The 24,284-nt window shown below is 45.3% G+C and carries 23 protein-coding genes and 1 pseudogene; 10 read left to right on the top strand and 14 right to left on the bottom strand.

Annotated elements, in window-relative coordinates:
- The first annotated feature begins 241 nt into the window (after positions 1-241).
- Complete coding sequence (locus ACOZB4_RS02110; RefSeq protein WP_379405536.1) at positions 242-997, top strand: SDR family NAD(P)-dependent oxidoreductase; 756 nt, start codon at positions 242-244, stop codon at positions 995-997.
- A 523-nt stretch (positions 998-1,520) separates the two neighbouring features.
- Here ACOZB4_RS02110 and ACOZB4_RS02115 read toward each other — a convergent pair.
- The 3 genes from ACOZB4_RS02115 to ACOZB4_RS02125 form a co-directional block, all read right to left on the bottom strand.
- Positions 1,521-2,057, bottom strand: coding sequence for a dihydrofolate reductase family protein (locus tag ACOZB4_RS02115; protein ID WP_076323574.1), 537 nt, complete (start codon positions 2,055-2,057; stop codon positions 1,521-1,523).
- Between the two features lie 1,375 nt (positions 2,058-3,432).
- Positions 3,433-3,876, bottom strand: coding sequence for a GNAT family N-acetyltransferase (locus ACOZB4_RS02120; RefSeq protein WP_379405538.1), 444 nt, complete (start codon positions 3,874-3,876; stop codon positions 3,433-3,435).
- 174 nt (positions 3,877-4,050) lie between these two features.
- On the bottom strand, positions 4,051-4,269 hold the full coding sequence (locus ACOZB4_RS02125; protein ID WP_422759458.1) for a M48 family metalloprotease: 219 nt from the start codon (positions 4,267-4,269) through the stop codon (positions 4,051-4,053).
- 842 nt (positions 4,270-5,111) lie between these two features.
- Between ACOZB4_RS02125 and ACOZB4_RS02130 the strand changes: the two genes are divergently transcribed.
- Together ACOZB4_RS02130 and ACOZB4_RS02135 are read left to right on the top strand one after the other, a co-directional pair.
- The gene (locus ACOZB4_RS02130; RefSeq protein WP_379405542.1) at positions 5,112-6,536 is read left to right on the top strand and encodes a hypothetical protein; all 1,425 of its coding nucleotides are present in this window, start codon (positions 5,112-5,114) and stop codon (positions 6,534-6,536) included.
- Between the two features lie 51 nt (positions 6,537-6,587).
- Positions 6,588-7,808: an MFS transporter gene (locus ACOZB4_RS02135; protein WP_379405544.1), complete on the top strand. Its 1,221-nt coding sequence runs from the start codon at positions 6,588-6,590 to the stop codon at positions 7,806-7,808.
- Between the two features lie 110 nt (positions 7,809-7,918).
- Here ACOZB4_RS02135 and ACOZB4_RS02140 read toward each other — a convergent pair whose 3' ends face one another.
- The 4 genes from ACOZB4_RS02140 to ACOZB4_RS02155 all read right to left on the bottom strand — a co-directional run bounded on the left by ACOZB4_RS02140 (position 7,919) and on the right by ACOZB4_RS02155 (position 11,515).
- Positions 7,919-8,281: a winged helix-turn-helix transcriptional regulator gene (locus ACOZB4_RS02140; RefSeq protein ID WP_379405546.1), complete on the bottom strand. Its 363-nt coding sequence runs from the start codon at positions 8,279-8,281 to the stop codon at positions 7,919-7,921.
- 434 nt (positions 8,282-8,715) lie between these two features.
- Positions 8,716-9,585: an SDR family NAD(P)-dependent oxidoreductase gene (locus ACOZB4_RS02145; RefSeq protein WP_379405548.1), complete on the bottom strand. Its 870-nt coding sequence runs from the start codon at positions 9,583-9,585 to the stop codon at positions 8,716-8,718.
- 45 nt (positions 9,586-9,630) lie between these two features.
- The gene (locus tag ACOZB4_RS02150; RefSeq protein WP_379405550.1) at positions 9,631-10,680 is read right to left on the bottom strand and encodes an NADP-dependent oxidoreductase; all 1,050 of its coding nucleotides are present in this window, start codon (positions 10,678-10,680) and stop codon (positions 9,631-9,633) included.
- A gap of 76 nt (positions 10,681-10,756) precedes the next feature.
- A complete protein-coding gene (locus tag ACOZB4_RS02155) occupies positions 10,757-11,515 on the bottom strand; it encodes an SDR family oxidoreductase (RefSeq protein WP_379405552.1) in 759 nt (252 codons plus the stop codon).
- 182 nt (positions 11,516-11,697) lie between these two features.
- Here ACOZB4_RS02155 and ACOZB4_RS02160 point away from each other — a divergent pair, with 182 nt between their 5' ends.
- Entirely contained in the window at positions 11,698-12,336 is a 639-nt protein-coding gene (locus tag ACOZB4_RS02160) for a TetR/AcrR family transcriptional regulator (RefSeq protein WP_339264747.1), read from the top strand.
- Positions 12,337-12,943: 607 nt separating this feature from the next.
- On the opposite strand, the gene ilvB is transcribed toward ACOZB4_RS02160, so the two are convergent.
- The 3 genes from ilvB to ACOZB4_RS02175 form a co-directional block, all read right to left on the bottom strand.
- A complete protein-coding gene (ilvB, locus tag ACOZB4_RS02165; RefSeq protein ID WP_379405643.1) occupies positions 12,944-14,656 on the bottom strand; it encodes a biosynthetic-type acetolactate synthase large subunit in 1,713 nt (570 codons plus the stop codon).
- A gap of 286 nt (positions 14,657-14,942) precedes the next feature.
- Positions 14,943-15,182, bottom strand: coding sequence for a hypothetical protein (locus tag ACOZB4_RS02170; protein ID WP_422759459.1), 240 nt, complete (start codon positions 15,180-15,182; stop codon positions 14,943-14,945).
- 378 nt (positions 15,183-15,560) lie between these two features.
- Complete coding sequence (locus ACOZB4_RS02175) at positions 15,561-16,439, bottom strand: helix-turn-helix transcriptional regulator (RefSeq protein ID WP_379405556.1); 879 nt, start codon at positions 16,437-16,439, stop codon at positions 15,561-15,563.
- 193 nt (positions 16,440-16,632) lie between these two features.
- Between ACOZB4_RS02175 and ACOZB4_RS02180 the strand changes: the two genes are divergently transcribed.
- Complete coding sequence (locus ACOZB4_RS02180) at positions 16,633-17,202, top strand: NADPH-dependent FMN reductase (RefSeq protein WP_379405645.1); 570 nt, start codon at positions 16,633-16,635, stop codon at positions 17,200-17,202.
- 23 nt (positions 17,203-17,225) lie between these two features.
- A complete protein-coding gene (locus tag ACOZB4_RS02185; RefSeq protein WP_379405558.1) occupies positions 17,226-17,528 on the top strand; it encodes a Dabb family protein in 303 nt (100 codons plus the stop codon).
- A gap of 63 nt (positions 17,529-17,591) precedes the next feature.
- On the opposite strand, the gene ACOZB4_RS02190 is transcribed toward ACOZB4_RS02185, so the two are convergent.
- Both ACOZB4_RS02190 and ACOZB4_RS02195 read right to left on the bottom strand, forming a co-directional pair.
- Positions 17,592-17,798 (bottom strand): SIS domain-containing protein, encoded by a 207-nt coding sequence (locus tag ACOZB4_RS02190; protein ID WP_379405560.1) that lies wholly within the window; start codon positions 17,796-17,798, stop codon positions 17,592-17,594.
- A 137-nt stretch (positions 17,799-17,935) separates the two neighbouring features.
- Positions 17,936-18,295, bottom strand: a pseudogene (locus ACOZB4_RS02195) (MerR family transcriptional regulator); the annotation flags it as partial.
- Between the two features lie 200 nt (positions 18,296-18,495).
- Between ACOZB4_RS02195 and ACOZB4_RS02200 the strand changes: the two are divergent.
- On the top strand, positions 18,496-19,428 hold the full coding sequence (locus ACOZB4_RS02200) for an alpha/beta hydrolase family protein (protein WP_379405562.1): 933 nt from the start codon (positions 18,496-18,498) through the stop codon (positions 19,426-19,428).
- 185 nt (positions 19,429-19,613) lie between these two features.
- Here ACOZB4_RS02200 and ACOZB4_RS02205 read toward each other — a convergent pair whose 3' ends face one another.
- Positions 19,614-20,090 carry a MarR family transcriptional regulator gene (locus tag ACOZB4_RS02205; RefSeq protein WP_379405564.1) on the bottom strand — a complete coding sequence of 159 codons (477 nt, stop codon included), beginning with the start codon at positions 20,088-20,090 and terminating at the stop codon, positions 19,614-19,616.
- Positions 20,091-20,325: 235 nt separating this feature from the next.
- On the opposite strand from ACOZB4_RS02205, the gene ACOZB4_RS02210 reads away from it, so the two are divergent.
- Positions 20,326-20,727 (top strand): RidA family protein, encoded by a 402-nt coding sequence (locus ACOZB4_RS02210; RefSeq protein ID WP_379405566.1) that lies wholly within the window; start codon positions 20,326-20,328, stop codon positions 20,725-20,727.
- Positions 20,728-20,751: 24 nt separating this feature from the next.
- Positions 20,752-22,248, top strand: coding sequence for a monooxygenase (locus tag ACOZB4_RS02215; protein WP_379405568.1), 1,497 nt, complete (start codon positions 20,752-20,754; stop codon positions 22,246-22,248).
- A 318-nt stretch (positions 22,249-22,566) separates the two neighbouring features.
- On the opposite strand, the gene ACOZB4_RS02220 is transcribed toward ACOZB4_RS02215, so the two are convergent.
- Positions 22,567-23,172 (bottom strand): TetR/AcrR family transcriptional regulator, encoded by a 606-nt coding sequence (locus ACOZB4_RS02220; RefSeq protein WP_379405570.1) that lies wholly within the window; start codon positions 23,170-23,172, stop codon positions 22,567-22,569.
- A 194-nt stretch (positions 23,173-23,366) separates the two neighbouring features.
- Between ACOZB4_RS02220 and ACOZB4_RS02225 the strand changes: the two genes are divergently transcribed.
- The gene (locus tag ACOZB4_RS02225) at positions 23,367-24,146 is read left to right on the top strand and encodes a nuclear transport factor 2 family protein (protein WP_379405572.1); all 780 of its coding nucleotides are present in this window, start codon (positions 23,367-23,369) and stop codon (positions 24,144-24,146) included.
- Positions 24,147-24,284: the final 138 nt, after the last annotated feature.

The following is a 24,284-nucleotide window of genomic DNA, read 5'->3' on the forward strand; positions in this document are numbered from 1 at the left end:
TAGTCAACATAAATAAAATTCATCGCCTCCTATTAAAGTTAACTTTAATTAAGTTTTTGGCAGTTCTAATTAAAACATCCATATTCACGCTATAAAAGATGAGGAAGATATGATAAAACCAAAGATTTTACTGTTTAATTATACACTTATTTTTTCAGCGAAAAAGTCTTGACTTAAAGTGAACTTTATATTCTATGATAACAATGCAATTAAAAATGAGTTCTGAAAGGATGAAGTTACAATGAAAAATATCTCAATCGTCACTGGTGGTAGCCGTGGACTTGGTCGCAATACTGCCATCAGTATTGCCCGTCATGGCGGTGATGTCATCTTGACCTATCGTAGCCAAGCAGAAGAAGCAAAGTCTGTTGTTGCTGAGATCGAATCTCTGGGTCGTAAAGCAGTGGCATTACAACTTGATGTTGGAAACCTTGCCGGCTTTACGGCCTTTGTTGAGGCAGTTCGTTCGACCCTGCGGTCTACTTGGAATAGTGCCACTTTCCATCATCTGGTGAATAATGCTGGCCACGGAGAAATGATAGACTATGCCGAAACTACAGAAGCTCAGTTCGACGGCCTGTTCAATGTGCATGTCAAAGGCGTATTTTTCTTGACTCAGGCCCTTCTGCCGCTTCTTGCAGATGGTGGACGTATTGTGAACTTCTCATCGGGACTCACTCGCGTTTCTTTTCCTGGATTCTCCGCCTATTCTGCCGCAAAGGGCGCGGTCGAGATTCTAACCATCTATTTGGCCAAAGAACTTGGTCACCGAGGTATTACCGCTAATACCATTGCACCTGGAGCAATCGAAACCGATTTTCTAGGAGGTTCCGTACGCGACATACCTTCTTACAATGACACGTTTGCCGCGATGACTGCCCTTGGTCGAGTCGGCGTACCCGAGGACATTGGTCCTGCAGTCGCCAACCTACTTGGATCCGACAATCGCTGGGTTAATGCGCAGAGAATCGAAGTCTCGGGTGGTCAGAACATCTGATCGCAATTATTTCTGAAAATAACGTTTGGTTTGGAACTTCACATAAAATAAAAGGCTTGTCTCAATTATTTTGAGACGGTGAAATTCAATTGGATGTTTATCTAATTGCAGATACACTAACCTGTCCCTTAGCTTAATGAAATTGCATGGAAACCCAGTTAGATACTTATCTAATCGGTAATCGGACTATGGTCTTGTCCATTATGGCAATCGGTACAAGTTCTTGTCCTCGACTCGGGACAAGAACTTGTACCGATAAAACAAAAAAGCCGCTAATATAGTGACTTTTAATGGGAATATGTTCTTGTCCTCCGACAGCTATCTTTATCGTTCTGATCAGCTGACGTCTCTTTTTTATTCAACTATCGTTTCCCGTTAGGTCAATTGTCAATTCCATAAATAACTATGTCATTTCGCATAACTGAACAAATTTTAAAGAATAAGGGATCCTCTGACTGCCGCTACAGCCGGAGAATCCCTATTAAAGTAACGTGCCCTTTAGGCCGCTGGGTCAACCGCACAACTAAGCTGGAACGTAGGTCAACCTTATCACCTTCTCGCCAATTCGATCGCTTGCCACGAGGCGCAGCGGCGGCCGCGGACCGGCGAAGAACGGCTTGCCGTGACCCAGCACGACTGGATGGAGATAGAGTCGATACTCATCAACTAGACCGAGCTCCGTTAGACTGTGGGCCAACTCCGGCCCGGCAACTTCAATCTCCCCTTCATGCTGAGCCTTTAGCCCACGTATGGCCGCTGCGAGGTCACCCTCGATCAGAGAAGCGTTCGGACCGACGGACTTTAACGTCCTCGACACCACCCACTTCGGTTTGCTTTGCCACGCCGCTGCGTATTCCCGTTCCGGCGCATCCCATTCAAAATGGTCTCCGTCCCAATACCGCATGGTCTCGTACATGCGGCGCCCGTACAGGATGCCCGCCAGGCCGCGCACGTCGTCGATGAAATGACGGAATAGCACGGGGTCGGGCTGAAATGCCGTGTGGTCGTGGTCGACGAATCCGTCCAGAGACTGGTTCAATGCGAAAACGATCTTTGCCATGCGACTGACTCTCCTCCCTGGTTTTCTTGCACATTCATCATCAAGATTACACGTTCCATATGCAGCCTCCTTTATGTCTACATTTTATCATCCAACAGCATGTCCGGTTTCTCATGGATTGCTAATGTGCACAGTCCTGGCCTGACCGAATACAAATTTAATTTAACGAAGGATGGTAAATTAAACAATTCTGCCCGTTAGCTCAACAAAGGCAGCCAATCTCGTTAACGGCTGCCTTCTTGTCTTCTATTGAACTAACGTGTCCCGTTAGCTTAGTCGCTCATTCATTTGTTTAAGGTGATGGATATCGTGTTCAATGAATATCTTCAAGTATTTATCAACTGTAAATTGACGTTTCCCAGAACCAATTGTGAACTTCGCATTACTGTCGATTCCAGATATCGCTTCAATTAATAGTCTTCTATTCAGGACAAACTCATCTATTAAAGAACCTGTTGTTTTAAAAACACTTATGTATTCGATGGCTTCTCTATTATGTAAGTCATGATCAGGGAAAGCGTTCAAGTTTGCACTTATGATGTGGCAAGGAACAAAAAATTATATCAATCTCCGTTTGAAAGGACGCAGGAAAGCCATAGAGTCATTCATAACGAATCGTTTCTGGGAGTGCTTCTTCCCTTCCCAAAGGAAAGAAGCAGCTCGAACGAAGGTGATCCATAATATTAAGAACTCGAACAACTTCTGCAGATTTACTCCGAGCCTCTCAGTTGCTGTTAAACCAGTTGCTTATATTAGATTACACGAGATCATTATACCGACTCTTATTATAATTTCTGATCAAGACCATCCATTTAACAAACAGGCTGCGGAAACTTTACATATAAGAATAGAACGATCATCTAAAGTAACCATGCAAGACTGTGGCCACCTCCCATTTGTCGAGGCACCTCAAGAATTCAATCAAGTAGTTCTTGATTTCCTGTCGCAAAGGATTGAATCATTTTGATTCTACTGGAACTTCCAAAAAAACAAGTCTAGATCATGATTATCCCAGAACGTTCTGTTATTCAACTCCCCTGCCCGTTAGTTTAACAAAGGCAGCCGATCACAATGATCAGCTGCCTTCTTATTTTGAATAAGCTATCGTTTCCCGTTAGCGTAATGGTTCAACTAAACAAAAATCATTTCTTAATGATTAGAGTAATGCTTTTTTGTTCAAGTTGACTTTGCTTGTTTGATTTTTTGTTCCACCAACCATCATTCCATCGATGTTCCTCTAACAGAATTGTTGAATCACAGTAATAGTTATGTAACGTTATGTTTCGCAAAACATTAAACATTTATGTGCTGTCATAAAAGATATTCAATAGTTATTTAGAAGGCTGTCGATTTCTCGACAGCCTGGACAGAAGAATTACTTCTGCTGTTCATTGTATTTCAAATGTAAAATGGGGTAAGGGCGGCCTGCTCCATCCGTCAAATCTTCACCGGTTATTCCGAAACCACTTTTCAAGTAAAACCTTGTCGCAACCTCATTTTGTTTATTCACATCAACGGACATGATCCCAAAACCATTGATGCATATTTGCATAATTTGTTTCCCATACCCTTTGCCAATTTTATCGGGATCGAGAAATAGTGCTTCCAAGTGATTTTCATTGATGGCGGTAAAACCAATGATAGAGTCTTCGGTATACCAGAGACGTACATCAAGATGAGGAAAATACATGGGTAATTCTTTTTTGATTTCCTCTTTATCCTTGAAACTCAAAAAATGATGAGTGGCCATTACCGATCTTTCCCAAAGATTTATTATCATATCATAGTCATTAACAGTTGCTTTTCTGTTTTGTATCATTTCGTTCTGCTCCTTTTTCTTTTTAATTTATCACGCTCCTTTCATCACTTTTTTGTAGATGGTGATCGTATATCTCCAATTGATATATGACTTCATGCTTACCACTCTTTTCGGAATTATATTAATCGATTTGCAATCAAACACATTACACTTTAGTTATCTACTCTATCATATTTAGTTGATGCCATTCAATAGCCGTTCCTCTCTTTTACGGTAGAACCATGTTATCCCTAGCTCTATCATTAAATGAAAATACAGACTGCCGACCATATTCCAGATCGTATCCTTTCGTTTGTAGTGGGTCAGTTCATGCGCGATCACATGTTTAAGCAGTTGTTCATTAACTTTCTGAATGTATTTTCGAATATTTTCATTATGACGAAAATACTCCACCATTGTTACTCTTTTTTCTGCTGATCTGTCTCAACAATTTCATTTATCACTTTATCTTAATATACATGGTTACTTTGATTAATAGAATAAGCAGGCATCAGCGCCTGCTTATTAATGTGTGTTATTTCAACTATCCTGCCCGTTAGCATAATGAAATTGCATGGAAAACCCAGTTAGACACTTATCTAATCGGTAATCGGTACAAGTTCTTGACCTCGACTCGGGACAAGAACTTATACCGATAAAACAAAAGAGCCGCTAAATTAGCGACTTTCTAAGGGACCATGTTCATGTCCCTCGACAATTTACAAATTTACCTCTCCACATTTCTGCCAGAAAAAAGACTAGCTAAATCGAGGATTAATTTAGCTAGTCTCTCATTAAACGATATAAAAAGTCTCATAGATTGAGACTTTCTGTAATTACCATATTTACGAATGAGATTAACCTTTATCTAGCCGAAGCTAAGCAAAGGCAGGCGGTAAAAAGCCGGCTTCATTCATAAGGCTATATTGACCTATCGTCTCCCGTTAGTTCAATGAGGGTTCCTTGATTTGATTTATTACATAGTATCTAAATTTGACTTCACATCATTGCTCAAAAATCTTTCCCGCCCTTCTTTCCTCTTAAGACACCATTGGTACATGCTGAGCCGGTCTTTGTATCACGTCCATTTCTAGTATCAAAATGTATCCTACCCCACAAAAATGTTCCGTTCACACAAAAAAGTGCGTACTTTTCACCAATTAGTAAGGGTGATAACCTTACATACAGAACGATCGATCCACAATTAATTGAGCGACACACGGTCGTTAAAAAAACCATAGGTGAGGTGCTAAGAAATGAAGGAATATCAACTTATTTTGAAAGAGAAGAAGATCGTTTGGGGAGAAACCATAGATATTGAGCGGCTCGTTGACAACAAGCCAGTCAACTCCATCAGACAGGGCGCAAACTCGAACATGGATTGGAATTTGCCTGCAGGCGTATATCGAGCAAAAGAGATTGTTATCGAACTCGATAAAATGCTTGAGGCCATGCTGGTTCAGCTGGGCGAACCAGTGAACAGCGATCCGACAGTACTCTTAGATAGCCTGTTAGCCAATTTGGCGATTTCCGGACGCTTGTCTTCTTTGCCCTTAAAATCATTGGAACTTGAAGATCATGCTGGTATAGAGATTAGAGCTCAAGCGGTACGTATCGGAGAACAATTGGTAAGCTGGGCCAGAGAGATCAATGCTGAGAAAAAGACATTGGCTGAGTATGGGTCAGAAACGCTTAGTGAACTGGAATTTCGAAGCCACTGTTATGGTCATCCGCTGACCCCTGAAGCCACTGCTCAGGTTTGGGGACCATTCGGCGGACCAAGGATTATGCAGATTTATAATGAATACTTGCACCAATTCGTTTTACTTCGGGATGCCTTGTTGCCATTTTCCAATTGGGAAGAGGTTCCGTTTGAAGTCAAGGAATATAGGGAATTCAAAGGATTGCGTTTTCTGGAGCCATCCCGAGAAGTATTCTTAACGCAACTGTTCAAGAAAAAATTGACACATAAATCGATCATCCAGTATGCACAAAGTGTGGTTAGTTCAGGGTTGGAAAAAGTCGGTTACGGCTTCCAATATCGTCTAGGCACCGTTTTGCCGGCTGGTTTGGGTGAATCTGCCCGTACGGCATCCCGTTATCTCCTGAGATGGCATCCCGTACAAACGATACAGGTAGAAGATGCAGAAGGTTTGGCCGCGGTCTCCTTCGATTATGAATATGATGATTATTATTCCGCGCCCCGTAAAGAGGCAGGAAAAGGAACACCGGCAGACGACGAATTGCTTCCTGAATATGGGGAGGATTACTATGAACCATCTATTGCCCGGTTGCTTCCAAATACCAGTACAGATCGAACGACCCTACAGTTCAGTTTGGAGATGAAAGGCAACGAGTTTGCAGTAGATCTTGGTCAACTTTTTAGGGGGCAGCGCTTTTTATATCGGCCACAAAAAAGCAGCTATGCCGGGAGCGAATTTATAAAACGAGAATACATCAACTGGCACCTTGCTGAAGACATTCTCTCGCATTCCGGATTGGTCACCAATGCAGATGGCATCCATTTCATTCCGACTGGCAAAAACGAACTTGTCCTATGGGCTTTACTAGGCAAACTCTATCCCGAAAATGTAGTTTTATTGGATAAAGGAGATCAGGAGGAACTGGAAGCGGCTTATGTTTCCGGCAAAGGCTTCGGTACGCAATTTCTAGTACTGTAAGTCGTGAAATGAAATCCACCGTCCATTTTGGATAGAAAGGGAGAATCTATATTGACCAGACAACAAAAGTTTTTGACAATGAATTTATTTTTATTGACCTTTATTCTGGGGACCAGTGAGTTTTTGATGGTCGGATTATTATCTGAAGTTGCCGCAGATATGAAAATCGCCATATCGACTGCAGGCTTTCTGGTGACCGCTTTTGCGCTTACCTTTGCTATTGGTACCCCGGTCTTCACAGCATTATTCAGCCGATTTTCCAAATTCCCGCTCATCCTTGTCTTGCTCAGCATATTTATTGTTGGGAATATCGTCACAGCTTTATCAGGATCATATGGCCTGCTTCTGGTGTCCAGAATAATCACGGCCGTAGTTACCGGCGTCTTGATTGCACTCGCGATGTCAGTGACAAGTGAAGTCATGCCTCCGGAAAAAAGAGGGCCGGTGATCTCCATCATCTTTACTGGTTTCACTGTGGCGAGCGTCCTTGGCGTACCCCTTGGCACTTTTATCGGACAATGGGGCGGGTGGCATTTGGCCTACTGGTTTACCACATTGTTGGGAATCATTTCTTTGATAGCAAGCATCGCAACCATTCCTAGAGGACTAAAAGGAAAACACAGTTCACTCACAAAACAACTCAGATTGCTCGCTTACCCCAGAATTGTGCTTGCTTTCGCCACTATGATGTTAAGTATAGCAGCCACTTATAGCATCTATACGTATTTAGCTCCTTTGCTTCAGGATGTGCTTTTTGTTCCGGCTCGTTATATTAGTCTCATCTTTTTACTGTATGGTGTTGTGTCTATTTTCAGCACGCTAATCGGAGGAAAGCTGGCTATCGGAGACGGGATGAGAAAAATTCGCTATGTGCTTCTGGCTCAAGCTGTCATCTTGGTGTCACTTTATTTTACTTCCGGCTCTCTTGTTGGGGGACTTGTCAGCATCTCATTCATGGCTCTTGTTGTTTATCTTATGAACTCGACGATGCAGTTGTACTTCATTGATTTTGCCGATGAGCATGTTCCGGAGGCAAGAGATTTGGCTTCATCCTTAACCTCCGTTGCCAACAATGTTGGCATTGCGATCGGATCCGCTTTGGGTGGATTTGTCACTACGAATATGAAGCTTATTGATCTATCCTGGTCTGGTGGGATTGTGGCCGTACTCGCGGCAGTGTTGGCATGGGTCAACTATCGTTTGAAGCAAGGAACTGTCAGTACGACTAAAGAGAATAATGCACTGCGTGAGCAATACGAAGGAAATATATAATTAAGACATATAAAGCAGGAGGTAATTTGGAAAAGTACCTCCTGCTTTTCGAGTATCAAAAGAGCCCGATCAAAGGCAAGGTTAATGGTAAATGGGCAGATTGTAGCTTTTTATGCATTCTTGTGATTTGTGTACAATACTTCATCGGGAAAGTTTTCGATATAGTTGGTTCCAAAATCGCATAACATCATGAGCATAGGGGCAAGTTGCTCACCTAGCTGAGATAAGCAATATTCCACTTTTGGCGGTGAAACAGGATAAACCTTGCGAATAATAAGTCCGTCGCTTTCTAGCATTCTTAGCTGCATCGTAAGCATACGTTGGGTTGCTTCAGGAAGTTCCCGTCGCAGCTCATTATACCGTACAGGACCTTTTGCCAAGCGGTTTAAAATGGATATCTTCCATTTCCCACTGATTAAGCCGAGTACAATTTCCGAGGTACACCGATATTCTTTGTCTCTAAAGTTTATCATCTGTCGACACATCCTTTTTAGAAAAGATTGTGTAAAAGTAAGTTGTCTCTCTTCAGCCAATTCGAATTACATACCATTCATTCCATATATTATGTTCAAGCACTTAATTCTTGTCAAGGACTTCTGGACCGATTAGTATGAAATTAATAAAGGAGGTCTAGCCTGAGATAGCCTCTGAGATAAGATTCGAGAAGAAATCCTCATTCCCCTTCCCTTCCCCTTATTCCCTAAAACAAAAAAAGTCGAGCAAATGTCAGATTATAATCCTGGATCTGCTCAACTGTAATACGACCTTATTTGCTTGGATACAAATTTGGTTTAGATCGATGTGAGTATATTTTTCGACTCACAGTCAGGTGAAAATTGCTTTCATCTCCCTTGGCAAGCAGGTTAACGGCCGTTCCAACCCAACCGGCGCTTTGCGCTTCTGGAACTCAGCCATTAACTTGAACATTCCCTCCAAGAAATTCATGACTATATATATCGGAGATTTTGTCCAGCACACGCTGCGCATGTTCTGTAAATTTCAAGTCCGCAATCCGATCTTTGAACAGAAACACGCCAGTCTCATTGCTGTTTTTGCCCAGAGCTCCCTCATATAATAGTTTGGCTCCATGAGTAGGCGGAGAGGAAAAAAACTTCATAAACAGTTCAAACCCTGCGGTCAGTCCGGAATCTTTTCCTTTTCTTAGCGTGTTGTTAATGCCCGGGTCAACGCTGCGGATCTTGATGCCTTCCTTGGCAAGCTGCGGTGCGACGGATTGGGTCCACAACGAAAGAGCCAGCTTTGAAGTCGCATATGGTCCATACATTTTGCGGAAGGTTTTGGGATGCTCCAATTTTTCGATCGTAAACTCCTTCGTAAATCTAAACACCTGCGACGAAGTGTTAATCACCGTTTTTAAGCTGCCGTTCTTCAACAGCTCCTTCAATTCCATCAGAATAATATAAGGAACGACCGTCAACAATTCATAATGCAATTCGCGGCCTTGTTTCGAATAGCGCAGCTCACTTAAGCCTCCTCCGGCGTTGTTAAACAAAATATCGATCCACTGTTCCTTGCTTTTTATTTCTTCCAAAGAGTGTCTCAAGCTGTCATAATCGGTGAGATCCTTCACTTTATAGGCTCGGAGCCGTCCGTCCTTTAGATGATTTTGGAGGAATCTATCATCCTCTGGAAAATCCGACCGGTTTAAAGCAACCACCTGCCAGTTCTCCGACAGCATTTTCCGGGTCAATGCCAACCCTATCCCGTTACTTGCGCCTGTAATCAGTGCAATATGTTCTCGTTGGTTCTTACTCAATTCATGTCCTCCTTCATTCAGAATTTCATCGGTTATATGTGCTCATCAGTCGGAGTCGGGCAGGAGGATCAGTTTACCGCGGGCACCCCCGCTCTGGCTGATTTGAACAGCTGAACGCCATTCTTTGAGTTCGAAAGTCTTCGCGACCGGAATAGTGAACTTGCCGTCCGCTGCGAATTGGGCAAAGTCACCGACAACGTCATAACGTGCGGTATGTAGTTCTCCATAGCTGGTGCGAACGCCAAGTTCAGCGGCTGTGGCGAAATCGCTGACGGTAAGGACATGCTGGGGATGCCCGTTGACGATTTGGACCAGATCTTTCAATGAACCGCTGATTGGCGCCGTATCCAGGGCGAGATCAACCGGCTGCTTTGCCAGTTCGGTCACTCGTTCGACCATTCCATCACCGTACGAGGTCACCAACGCCCCCATTGAGCGGAGCTTGTCGGCGTAGGTGGGACCAGCGGTTGCGATCACGCGGGCACCGCGCATGAGGGCAATTTGAACGGCGGCGAACCCTACCGTGGTGCCGGCTCCGTGCACGAGTACGGTCTGACCCGATTTCACCCCAAGAGTATCAATGCCACGGTAAGCGGTTTCGACTGCCATTGGCAACGCTGCAGCTTGAACAAAGTCGAGTCCGGCCGGCATACGGAACCAGTAGTACATAATCGCTTGATCCGACGCACCGGCGCTCGATCCATTCATGAAATCTGCGGCACCCAGAACGGAATCGCCGATGGCAACATCGGTTACGCCCTCTCCGATTGCATCTACAATACCTGCCACGTCCAGCCCGATTCCGCGAGGCAAGGGCAGTTGACCGGCAAAGTGGCCTTGGCACGTCAACCAGTCAACCGGATTTAAGCCGCAAGCGCGTACTCTCACGAGAATGCGTCCCGGCCCTAGCTCTGGGATCGCCACCTCATCCAAGCACAAGACATCAGTTGGTTCTCCGTATTCGTGAAACCGGATTGTCCGCATGGTATTCTCCATTGTGATGTTCCCTCCATTTTGCTCTGATAAAATCGTGTTCTCTGTGATTTCGAACGGTCTTCCAAGGAAAACAACGAAATCCTTAACTATAAAGTTCACTAGAAGGCAGAGTGTCATGAGGGGAAGCTATGTCCCCTGCCCTCGCTTTAATAGTCAGGTGTGCGAACTGAGGAGCTTAGATCTGGGAGCCGCCTCCATCGACAGGGAACTCAGCCCCGGTGGTATAGGTGGCCTCAAATGCTAGGAATGCAACAGCCTTGGCTACCTCAACTGGATCGCCTAAACGCAGCATTGGGATCTGTTGTCTCATCTGTGCCTTTGTCTGCTTGGCAGCTTCTTCCGGCATTGACTTTTCCATGATGCCTGTGTCAATAACGCCGGGACTGACTGCGTTGACGCGAATATTTCGAGGTAATAACTCGCGCGCCAGACCTCGAGTCATGGAGCGCAGCGCCGCCTTACTAGCTGCGTAAGCACTGAGCATTGGGAGACCCACTACGTTCACGATTGAGGTGGTAAGGACTACCCCGCTACCTGAGCATAGCAACGGAGCGAGTTTCTGCACGGTAAAGTACGGTCCTTTGGCATTGATTGTAAAAATCTCGTCGTACTTTTCTTCTGACATTGTCTCGAAAGGGACAAACCCCGTGACACCAGCGTTAACAAACAGGGCATCTATTGTTCCAAATTCAGCCTCCACTTGATCGGCTAATGCGACGATATCCTTCATTGAGGCGGCATCGCTTAAGACCGCGATCGCGTTGTTTCCGAGTTGTTCGCGAGCCGCATCCAGCGTCGCCTGAGTACGTCCAGTAATCAGAACGTGTGCGCCTTCATCCACTAGCAACTTCGCCGTCGCAAGGCCGATTCCGCTGCTACCTCCTGTGATCACGACCTTTTTGTCAGAGAATTTGCCCTTACTGAATAGTTCCATTTACATCGTCCTCCCTTTGTATAATCCGTAATCGGATGATTAGGTACAGGAGCGATTATACTGCAATAAATTTAATAAGTAAACTAAATTAATTAAATTAGTTCATTTAATTAATTTCATACATAAAGGGCCGCACATTTGTTATAATATGTTTTATAGGCATCAAAAGGAGGTACTTATCCGTGAGAAAAGCTGTGAGTGTAGATACATATGTGGAAAAAATAAAACCCATTATAAGAAAAACAAAATTCAGTCAACTGAAAGTCGACGATCTCGCTAAATATATGGATATCAGCAAAGTGACACTCTATAAGCATTTTTCCTCCAAAGACGACATCATCGAACAAGTCGTGGATTATTACATCGATTATTCGAAGAAGGCTGACACCGTTGTCAAAGACGATTCCGTCTCTTTTTTGGATCGTTTTCAATTAACATTTTTACAATCTTTGATGTGTGCCGCGTATATCTCTGATTTGTTCTTGCAGGACCTTAAGGAATTTTATCCACACCATTTTGAGAATCTGTCCGTTGCCCTACAAAATCGGAATAAAAGCTTACAAACTTTTTTTGAATCTGGTATGGAGCAACAGATTTTCAACAGATTGAATGCCGTGTTGTTTATGGTTCAAGATGACGCTGTTCTGCGACGCTTTATCGATCCGTCATTTTCGATTCAGTATGATATCACTTTGAAACAAGCGATTATGGATTTCTACTACATGAAGCAGTATCAATTGCTAAAACCTGAATATCTGAAGATCATAGACAATTCCAATATTGAAATGAAGATCGTTAATATTTTGCAAGCCATTTCATAAGTGAAGCGTCAGTTGGTACTCGGACAACTCGCCGTCGAGGAGAAGAGCAACGAACAAAAGCCCACTAGTTTTACAACGATGAAAAAAGAGGGGATCCGCCCCTCTTTGCTATTTCCGCCAATACATCTCCGATTTAATTGTCTTTCCGAACTAACAGTGAACAGCACTCCACATGTCAAGTGTGAGTAGCAATTGTCTGAATTGATGCAGCAGCATTTCTAGAATAGTGGCTTGCTTGTCTAAGGCTGTGCTATCAAATTAGCGATGCTGTTACTCTCGGGCGTGGTCGACCATACGATATCCTCTCCAGATAATTGTTCAATCATTATGCGAGTCCATTTCTTGTTCGCTTTGTATTTCCTTAAGAGGTCTATTACTATAGTTGAACTGTCCAAACTCTTTCACGCCCCCAGGTTTTCCCTCAAGTTCACCAAACGTATTGCTACTTCGCTCTCCTCCCCGTTACTTCAACGGAAACGGCAGCCGATCACCTTGCCGGCTGCCGTATGTTTCCGAGCTATCATCCCCGTTAACTTATCCCCACCGCGTTCAATGCCTGAGCACCACAGGAGCGATCCGGAGACTTAAACGACGCTCTTCGGCGCAATTATTCGTCGTCCCCTAGAATCATTTTGTCCAGCGTCTTGCCGGCAAGCACCATTGGGTACACGTTCTCATTGGTCGGGATGACGAACTCGACGAGCACAGGTCCTGTTGTCTGCAGCGCCTCAAGCCAGACCTTGGAGGCCTCGGCCTTTGTCGTTGCCCTTAATCCCTTGATTCCGTATGCTTCCGCAAGCTTGACGAAGTCCGGACTGCCGGACAGATCAATCTGGCTGTAGCGTCGTTCGTACATCAATTCCTGCTGCTGCTTAACCATACCGAGCACCTGGTTGTTCAAGACCACGATCTTGACCGGAATCTGATGAATCGCGCAGATCGCCATCTCCTGCGCGCACATCTGCATGCCCCCGTCGCCGTTGATCGAGACGACGAGGCGATCTGGATTTCCGACTTTAGCGCCGATCGCAGCCGGGAAGCCAAAGCCCATCGTGCCAAGACCGCCCGATGTGATGAGTGAGCGAGGATGCTTAAAGCGGTAAAACTGCGCGGTCCACATTTGGTGCTGGCCTACATCAGTGGTGATGATCGCATCTCCTTGCGTCGTCTCGCTAATCATCTCGAGCACATATTGCGGTTTAATGACAGTATCCGAATCGGTATACCGAAGCGGATGCTGCACCTTATACTCTTGAAGCTGCTCGAGCCAGGTATCCGTCTGAACTGCTTGCGCTTTCGTGTTCGCATAAGCCAGCACGTTTTTACTATCGCCGATGCACGCGATCTCTGTCTTGACGTTCTTGCCGATTTCCGCAGGATCGATATCGATATGGGCGATACGTTTGGCCTGAGGCGCAAACCCGTCCAGCTTCATCGTGACCCGGTCATCGAAACGCGAGCCGATCGAAATAATGAGATCCGCATTCTGCACCGCCATGTTCGCCGCATATACGCCATGATGTCCGAGCATGCCCAACCACATCTCGTCATCGCTTGGAAACCCGCCGAGGCCGAGCAGAGTCGTCGCGACCGGAATCCGCGTAGTGTGGACGAATTTGATCAGCTCCTGGGAGGAGTTCGCATAGACAACGCCGCCGCCTGCGATAATAACCGGCTTGCGCGCTTCTGCAATCGCCTGAAGCAGCGCATCTATTTCTGCCGGATTTGGTTCCGGGGCTCCATGGTATCCGCGCAACTGAACCGTGTCCGCTGGACAATATGCCATCCGCTGGTTGGTCACGTCTTTTGGAATATCGATCAAGACAGGACCTTTGCGGCCCGTATTCGCGATGTAGAACGCTTCATGAATGATGCGAGGAAGGTCGTGTACATTGCGAACCATGTAGTTGTGCTTCGTAATCGGCATCGTGATGCTAATAATGTCCGCTTCCTGAAAAGCATCCGTGCCCATGACAGTCGTAGATACGTTCCCCGTTATGACTACCAGCGGCACCGAATCCATATAGGCGGTTGCGATGCCGGTCACCAGATTTGTTGCTCCTGGACCGGATGTCGCGATGCATACCCCAATCTTCCCCGTCGACCTAGCGTAGCCGTCCGCCGCGTGAATCGCGCCTTGTTCGTGCCGGGTCAAGATATGCTTGAATTCAGGCTGATGTACCATCGCGTCGTAAATATAGAGCACATTACCTCCCGGATAGCCGAATACGCACTCTACGCCTTCCTGCAGCAAGCCGCGCAAAAGCACCTCCGAACCGGTGATATATTCCTCTGATGGCGTCGTTGTTTCATTCGTCATTCCTAATTGCTGTTCCACTTGGGCAGCCTCCTTTGCAAAATAAAATCCCCTCTCCTCCTGAGCAAACTGACATTCGATCAAGTCAGCTCATACAGGGACGAAAGGGGATTTTTTCGCGGTACCACCCAAGTTCGCTGCCACCCTCGCGAGTGCAGCCTCATGAGGTAAGGCTGATGCCTTACCTGCGGCGCGTTAACGAGCACCATTTCGGTTAAGTCTACTTGCGGGCATGGAATGAGACCAGCCGCTTTCGGTTAACAGCTCCGAGACGACACCATACAAAGGGTTAAGGCAAAGGTTTCAGCGTTTCCTCTGCTCTCTGGGCATAAGCGCCTTTGCCGGCTTTCTCTTCATCGCCTGCTGGTAATAAACAAATAACCCCTTCCTTCCCAAGGCTCATAGCAGCTGCTAGAAGCCTTGGGACGAAAGGGGAATCGCGGTACCACCCAAGTTTACTGCAACCTCGCAATTGCAGTCTCATGAGGTAAAGCCGTTGCTTTACCTGCAGCATGTTAACGGATGCCAAGCCGGTTGATCCTACTTGCGGGCGTGCAATCACGCCTTCCGCGTTCGGTCAACAGCTCCGAGACGACACTATACATACGTTACGACGGAGGTTTCAGCAATCCCTCTGCTCTCTGGACATAAACGCTATTGCATAGCCTTCTCTTCTTCGCTATATTTGGATTTTTCTGATAATAGCACAGACTCGACTTTTTTTCAAACCGAATGGATACTAAGCTGCTTCATGTCTCACCTCAAAATGAGGCAACAGCAACTAGATCAAGTTATCCTGCCCATAAGCAGAGCGAGGCCGCCGATCGATCCACTGTAACCTCTCGTGTTGTATTTATTGAGTTCTTGTACCCGTTAAGTTTAACCCATTTATGAGTGCCTTCTTATACTAAACTGTTGGAGAAGATTCAAGCTGCTCTGCATGCTGGCTCTGATAATCAATTAACAGTTGCTGCATCTTATCCACCGTGCCATCTGGATGAGGAACATGAATGGAAACGGTCAAATTAGAATCGTTCAAGTAATGAAACGAAACAAGATCAAAATTCAAGATCCCGAGATTCGGACAATGCAGCGTCTTAGGAGCATCAATAGCATCGAGAACCTCGTGGGAATCCCAAAATTCTCGAAACTCCCTGCTAGCCTGTGAAAGCGCCTCGAAATGCTCGGACCACCAAGGATCGTCGACGTGACGCGCATACCCGGCATGGAAATTAGCAACGATTCGCCGAGCATGCTGTTCCCATTGGTCGCCCTTTACATAGCGGAAACGGGGAGAAGTAAACGTCATCCAGACCAAATTCCGCTCCCGATCCGACATAACCGCGAGATTCCCATTCAATGCGCAGTAGGCTTCATTCCAGGCAATGATGTTCATGCGCGCATCCATGACATTCGTTGGGGAAAGGTTCTGGCTATCCAAAAAACGTTGAAGTTCCGGCGTTACCTTAGAGCGTTGCTTTGTACCGGTCAAGGGAAATTGCTTACGGGCCAGATGGTACAGATGCCTGCGTTCCGATTCATCTAACCGAAGCACTTTTGCTATTCGATCAAGGACCTCAGTGGATACGTTGATATGACGCCCTTGTTCCAAATAGGTGTACCAATCCAATCCCACGTCTGCCAGCAGAGCTACCTCGCTGCGGCGAAGTCCGGGTGTTCGTCTGCGTCCGGAATCCGGCAACCCTGCTTGCTCTGGGGTTATTCGTTCACGGCGCGAACGCAAAAAACGGGACAATTCCTCATAACGGTCCAATCTGTTTGCCATGTTCTCCATGCCTCCTACCCATTCATGAACGTAGGATTCCCAATCCTACGATAACTAGATCTCTTCCTAGCCTCTTCGGGTCCATTTAGACTAGTTTATGTCCTCCTTAGGAGGAATAGCAAGAATGGATAGACAGTGATGATCGGCCCCACCTGTTCAACTCCATTCAGATCCTATCATTGAGGTGATGAAAATGAAAGTAGCCGCCATAGTCGGAAGCATTCGCAAAGATTCATACAACCTGAAGTTAGCCCGTTATATTCAAAACCGTTATCAGCATCTTTTTCAGTTGGATGTGCTGAACATTCGGGATCTCCCCTTTTACGATCAGGATATCGAGTCCGTTCCACCGCAGCCGGTTATCGATTTTAAGGCGAAAGTCGCTGCTGCCGACGCGGTGTTATGGATCACTCCGGAATATAATTCGACCATTCCCGGCGTCATGGTGAACGCGATTGACTGGTTATCCCGCGTGGATCGAGTCATGATCGGGAAGCCCTCATGGATCGTCGGATCTTCCATGGGATTGTTGGGATCGGTCAAAGCGCAGGGCCATCTGCGTGACATTCTGTTCGCATCCGGTATTTCCTCACCGCTGTTGCCTGGAAATGAAATGTACATTGGTCTTGTTCATGAGAAGCTTGATGAGAAGGGTGAGCTGACCGATGAACCTACCATTCAGTACCTTGATCTTGTAACCGACAATTTCGTGAAATGGATGAAGGAGCTCTCCCAATTGAAGCAGCTCCAAAGTCAAAAATAAACAGAAACCTTGGAGGGAGTAAGATGTTTGAGCATATCGTGTTATTGAAATTCAAGCCCGATGTTTCTATTGAAGTAAAAGAAAGTGCAATAAAGCGCGCACATGACTTTAAAGGGAACATTCCGGGGATCGTGGAACTTAGCGCCGGGATTAACGTTACAGAGGAAATAGAGCTTATGCAGGGATTTACGCTGGGGATACGTGTCACTTTTGAGGATCGACAGGCTTGCCGAGATTATATTCAGCATCCCCTGCATCAAAGTTTATTGCAATCCATTGGCACGTCTGTTGAAGGAATCGTCGTTATGGATTACCCGTTTGCTTAATGTTCCCGATACTTGTCATGCTGAAGCATGGCATCTCCGGGAGCACCATAGGTATCCAGGACATCATCCGCCACCTCGAAAAGTCGCATACCGCTCGAATGTCGGGAACGCTCTTCCGATTTGTTTAAAGTTCGTCAAGGCAGACACATGCAGACCGCGTTTCTTACACTCCAATGTAACTTCAATCGGAACCGCATTTATTCCGCTATTAGTGACGATGATGATGGTTTCTCCTGGACGTAAATCGTATCCGGATACAATAATGTTCAAATTTTCATGTTGCACCTGCAACTAAAATTTTCATCATTTTACCTCCAATATTTGATTTGTTGTAACCGCTACAGTTGTAACTGCATTGATTACAACTCGTGTATAAAAAAGCCCGCATCGAGCTTTAATTATTGGGGCCTACCTTCTTTCAGCTTTATGTCAATAAAATCAACGATCTGCTGAAGCGAGGAAATTTGAATCATAATATGTTCACGTTGACTTCTTAATTGATCCACCAGTTCAGGATAATTAACGGAATCGGAGTCGACTGAGGCAGCCAAAAATGGCCGCATAGCCTCGAGCGACATTCCCGTTTTTTTGAGGCAGGTTATTTGCTTGATCCTATAAATGTCCTCTTTTCGATAAAAGCGATGCCTGTTTTCCTTCCGTTCTGCCTGAGGCAGCAGCATGATCTTTTCGTAATAGCGGATTGTATCCTCGGAAATACCGGTTTGCTCGGCGACTTGCTTGATCGTAAAAGTTTGTTCTTCCATTATGTCTCCTCCCTAAATTGCCGTTTTGAGCATTATACATCTTGGAGCATACTCCAAGTCAAACTTATTTCCATCATTTATCCTTAATCAACTTTTTTGTTTTCGCCCCTTGACTTGGATTCGACTCCAACTTTTATTATGGGATCTGACAGGGAGAAAACTCCCGGCAAAAATCTATCTTAAGAAGGGCAGGAACATTAATTATGGAACTAAAGATTACCGCACCCTCTCCAGTCGTCTCGGTGAAGCCGATAGTGCTTTCAGCCCCAGGCCGTGGCGAGAATCTGCAAGTGAGAGTCTCCGCGCCGACGACCGGTCGTAACTTACCTATTATTGTTTTCTCACACGGTTCTGGCTCATCGTTGGAGGGTTACGGCCCCTTGGTTGACTTCTGGGCTGCACACGGCTTCGTAGTCATTCAACCTACCCATCTCGACTCAAGGACATTGGGTCTCCCTCAGGACGATCCCCGCACACCACGGATATGGCGTTTCCGAGTGGAAGACATGAAGCGCATCCTTGATCAGCTTGATTTCCTGGAATCTGCCGTTCCCGGCCTCAGCGGGCGCCTTGACAGAAGCCGCATCGCCACAGCCGGACACTCCTTCGGCGGCCAGACGGCGGGCAACCTGTTAGGATTGCGAGTCCTCAACCCCGAGACTAAGAAGGAAGAGGAACTGTCCGACTCGCGCATCAAAGCAGGCGTGCTATTCGCCACCGCTGGGCAAGGTGGGGACAGCCTGACACCGTTCGCGGCCGAGAAGATGCCGCATCTGAACGTGAGCTTCGAGCACATGACCAAGCCCACCCTCGTGGTCGTCGGGGATCAGGACGACACTCCTAACAAATATCAGCTGACCGTTCGCGGGCCGGATTGGATGACCGACCCTTACTTCCTCAGCCCGGGAGCCGAGAGCCTGCTCACCCTTTTTGATGCAGAACACTCACTTGGAGGGATCGCTGGTTACGAGGTTAAAGAAACAACAGACGAAAACCCAGAACGAGTTGCCCTGATCCAGAAGGTTACATGGGCTTACCTTCGACATGTACTCGATATTGAGCAGACCAACTGGTCGGCAGTGAAACAGACTTTGTCCGAGACGACCCATTCAATTGGTCGAATTGAATCCAAATAAAGCTCTAGAGAAAGACAGCGAGCTCCCCCGCCGGCCCAATGCCTGTGAGGGAGCTCACTCTCTTTTTCTTCTATTCGGATCGGGGATCCTTTGAAGGCGGAGGCTCCATCTCCCGCCTCGTTTGGCCGGATCGCTTCTTGCCTTCTAAAAGGCGGCGTATTCATGTACGGTTTGTTGAGGTACGTTTAGCGATAGAAGTCAACCATATCTCCAAACAGCCGTTTAATAAATTCGAGCTCACTTTCATTATATCTTTCCAAAAATTCGTACATTCTTTGCTTTTCCTTCGCATGAAGCTCATCATGAGCAGCAAATAGCTTTTTGCCGACAGGCGTTAGCCGAAAATACACTTCCTTTTTGTTGTCGTTGAGCTGGGCTTTTCGCACCCAACCTGCCTTTAGTAATTTATTTGCGATCTTGGAGGTATTTCCTTTACTTAAATTCATTCTCTCCGCGATGGAAGTGAGATTGATCGGCTCCTGCTCTCCAATGCACGCAATGGTGTGCAGTTCCGTCATATTCAAGCTGAATTCCGATTCAATATGCTTCCGGATATCCTCCAGGTATGTGGCAGTTATTCGGGTTTCATATTGCTCTTTTTGCTCAAGAAACTGAACGAAAAATTCATGAATGGAGCTTTTGTTCTTACTGGCAGTATCCATGATTATGCTGGCTCCTCGACTTATTTGTTTTATTATATCATAGATTGTTCTCTGAGAAACAAACGGGCATACTCATATTGAGCTTGGGGTTGACAGAATAAAGAGTGACCAAGTACAATAATATTGTTTCATATGAAACTAAAATTATATATAACTTTTGTCACTCTCCTTTTAACAAACAATAAAAAAAGATTCTAACGAAACAATATTTAATGAAGGAGGAGCATACCTGCCTATGGAAATCGTGAATCCGAAGACATTGACGGATAAGGTTACATCTGTAATTTCTCATGTCGTGGTAACTACTGCCTCCAAACTGGCTTTCATTTCAGGTCAGGTTTCTGTAGATGAAACGGGAGCGTTGGTCGGTTCAGGGGACTATTACGCGCAAGCAATTCAAGTGTTTACCAATCTTAAGTATGCATTGGAAGCCGCGCGGGCGGATCCATTGTACATTGCAAAAATGAATATTTTTGTGGTAAACCACAACCCGAAACTGATTTCGATTATTTTTGACGCCGGATTTCATGTGTTTGGCCCTAACTGGCCGAAGACAGCAAGTACCTATATAGGCGTTCAAGCACTAGCCGATCCTGAATGGCTTATCGAAATAGACGCTATCGTGATCTTCCCATAATATTTAAGAAAAGAGGTTATTTATATGAAATATGAAGTCATCCTTATCGGTGGCGGACCTGTCGGCATGATGTTGGCTGGAGAATTGGCATTAGCCGGTGTAAAGGTCTGCGTTATTGAGCGATTAAAAGAGACAACTCCATATTCACGTGCGCTTACCGTACATCCACGAACCCTTGAAATATTAGATATGCGTGGAGTGAAATCAAAATTAATCAGTAAAGGCCGCTTACTTTCAAGAGGGCATTTTGCCGGATTAGAAACTCCTTTGGATTTTTCGATGTTGGATTCTTCTTCCAATCACACCCTCTTTTTACCGCAAAGTGAGACGGAGCAGGTGTTGGAGGAATGGGCTCTTAGCCTTGGCGCAGAGGTCTGGAGAGAGGTTGAGGCTCTATCTGTGCATCAGGATGAGGATGGGGTCGACGTGAAGATCGCCGGACCTTATGGAGAAACAACGTTAAAATCTGCTTATGTGGTAGGTACGGACGGAGCCAGAAGTTTGGTTCGCAAACATGCAAATATATCATTCGAAGGTACAGATGCGACCTTCACGGCTATTCTGGGCGATGCCGTTCTATCTGATTTAGCTCCTATGAGTGTCATATCCCGGATTACAGAAAAAGGATTGGTCAGCATCATGCCAATCAATGATCATATCTATCGAGTCTTGATGATCGATATGGAGAGACGTAACATCTCTAAGGATGAGACCGTTACATTGGAAGAGTTTCGTTCATCGCTCATCCGTACGACCGGAAGCGACTTGGGATTGAACGATGTGAAATGGATGTCCCGTTTCGGAAATGCTACGCGGCAAGCGGGACGCTATCGGAATGTTCGATTGTTCTTGGCGGGAGATTCGGCGCACATTCATTTTCCCGCTGGTGGACAGGGAATGAACGTCGGCTTACAAGAAGCGATGAACTTAGGCTGGAAGCTTGCAGGAGCAATCAAAGGCTGGGCCCCGGACTGGCTATTGGACAGTTATCATGCCGAACGTTTTCCATGGAATACGGCCTTGCTCCGGAATACCGAGGTCCAAACCCTGCTTCTGGACGCGACTCCTCCCATCACGGAACTGCGAAGCATGCTGGCTGATCTGATTCAAATACCGGAGGCTAATTATCAAATCGCTGCACAAATTTCCGCAATGGATGTACATTATGCATCCGACGCCGAAGCGCCTCCCCATCCTTTAAACGGGAAACGGTTCAAGGATCTCAGCTTAAAGCTGAAAGACGGGCAATTGGTGAACTCCTATCCGCTCCTGCAGAAAGGTACTTTTCTTCTGTTGCATTTCCATTCTAATGAACAGAATAGCGGCCAATGGGAAACGTATAGCCATCTTCAAGTTGTACATGCCTCTTTGGCTGAGGCTGACGCGGATTGGAACGACGTCCACACGGCGCTTATTCGGCCGGATGGACATATTGCCTGGGCGATTCCTCTATCCGATCCGAATCCAATGCAAACCATAAATGAAGGAATCACTCGCTGGTGCGGAAACATTACGGATTAGTAATTCGTTTGAGGTGTGTAACTGCCTCCCCCTTACCCAGCTAAGGCAAGGTCTGTAGATGATTGAACAAGCACCGTCCTTTATGTCAATGGAATCAAGTTCTTATCCTCATGTTGGGATAAAACTTGATTCCTTAAATCCCTCTACGTTATGGCTATCTTAGTTTTGATGGTATGTCATTAAAATAGACCTCTTCAATATAAATCGGCGTTGCAATGGCCTTATCGGCAGGATCAAAAACCTCCAACTTAGAAAGTTACCATGGTTCTAAAAAAGACGTCCCAGCGCTGAATCATGCTCCTTCTACCCTCGCTAATTTTATTCCTCGACGGCGATGCCGGCAGCTCTTAAATGCCCGTAGGCAACGATTCTACTAAACTGAGATGAAACTTCATCTGTAGGAAGGGGCTTATCGTTTTTAATCCACCAAATTACAATCCCCATGAAAGACGATCCGAGGTATTCGAGCAGCAATTCCTTGGATATCGCTAATGGGGAGTTTCCCTGAGCAGGTTTCCACCCCTCCATTAATTTCTCTTTAATGATATTCTCCATTTTCGCTTGAAACTGATAGATTCTATTCTCTTCAATTAACATGGAATGATAAAAGGTCATATTTAGGGAAATATGTTTCAGTACCGTTTGCATGACTGTTTCGAGTAGAGAAATACTGAAAGGATTCATGCTGATGGGACAAAGAACGACCGCATCCTTTAATTCGCTCAACAATTCATTCATACATGTATCTAATAAATCAGGTTTATTTTGGTAGTGGAGATAAAAAGTGTTTCGATTGATCATAGCCCGATCGGCAATATCCTGGATCGTTATCGCTTCATATCCCTTTTCCCGAATAAGCTCATAAAACGCTTTTCGAATCGATTGTTTCGTGCGCAGTATTCTTAGGTCGGTTTTCTTGTTCATTGTTTTCGTTCCCCCTAAATTATTTTTAGGTCGTTAAGCGACAAAGTTTTATGAGTTGTCTGTTATACTTCAAAACTAAAAATATTGAATATTGAGCGTTATATTAACCTCTATTATAATAAGCATTAGATAAATAAACAACATATTGTTCATTATTTATCTAATGACTAAAAAAATCCAAGGAGGATATTTCAATGACATCCAACCATCAAAATGAGCTTGTTCGTAAGGCAGTCGCCGTACTGGAAAGTTTTGAGAGCGGCAACCCCGAAGCGATTACGGCTTATGTTCATCCAGATCAATATATTCAGCACAATCAGGCCTTACTCGATGGTCGTGAAGCCATGCTTGGCGCACTTGATCATTTAAAGGAGATTGGTACTAAGGTAAGCATTAAGCGGATTTTAGTCGACGGAAATTATGTTGCTCTTCATTCTGTATATGATTTTCACGGCCCTAAAATCGTATATGATATCTTCCGTTTTGAGAATGGACTAATCGTTGAACATTGGGACAATTTGCAAGAGATGGTGGAGAAGACACCAAGCAAACATACGATGATTGACGGACCGATTACGATTAAGGATCTCGACAAGACGGATGCCAACAAAGCATTTGTCAAAAGCTATGTTGAGAACATCTTGCTCGGGAAGAACCCTGACCTGCTTGCCTCTTACTTTGATGGAGATAACTACATTCAGCATAGTCCGCATATTGCAGACGGTCTTTCCGGTCTTCACGCTGCTTTGCAGGCTCTGAAGGAGAAAAATATTGAGTTTGAATATACTTATGTCCATCAAGTAATCGGACAAGGCAATTTTGTTCTTACAGTAAGTGAAGGTCTATTTGATGGTCAACATACTGCTTTCTACGATTTGTTCCGCGTAGAGGATGGAAAGATCGCTGAGCATTGGGACGTAATCGAGGCCATACTGCCGGCAGAAAAACGAAAAAATTCAAACAGTAGATTTTGAAGTTTGTGTAGCTGAATCGGAAGAAAGACATCGCCGAATTTAAGTACGGTGATGTCTTTCGCTTCACGAATGTACTTGAGTGATAAATCGTGTAATCAAATGGATACAGAAGCGTTGCTGCAACGCTATTTTTATTCA

This window comes from Paenibacillus sp. NPDC058898 (assembly GCF_049316025.1).
In the GTDB taxonomy this organism is placed as follows: Bacteria; Bacillota; Bacilli; order Paenibacillales; family Paenibacillaceae; genus Paenibacillus_AQ.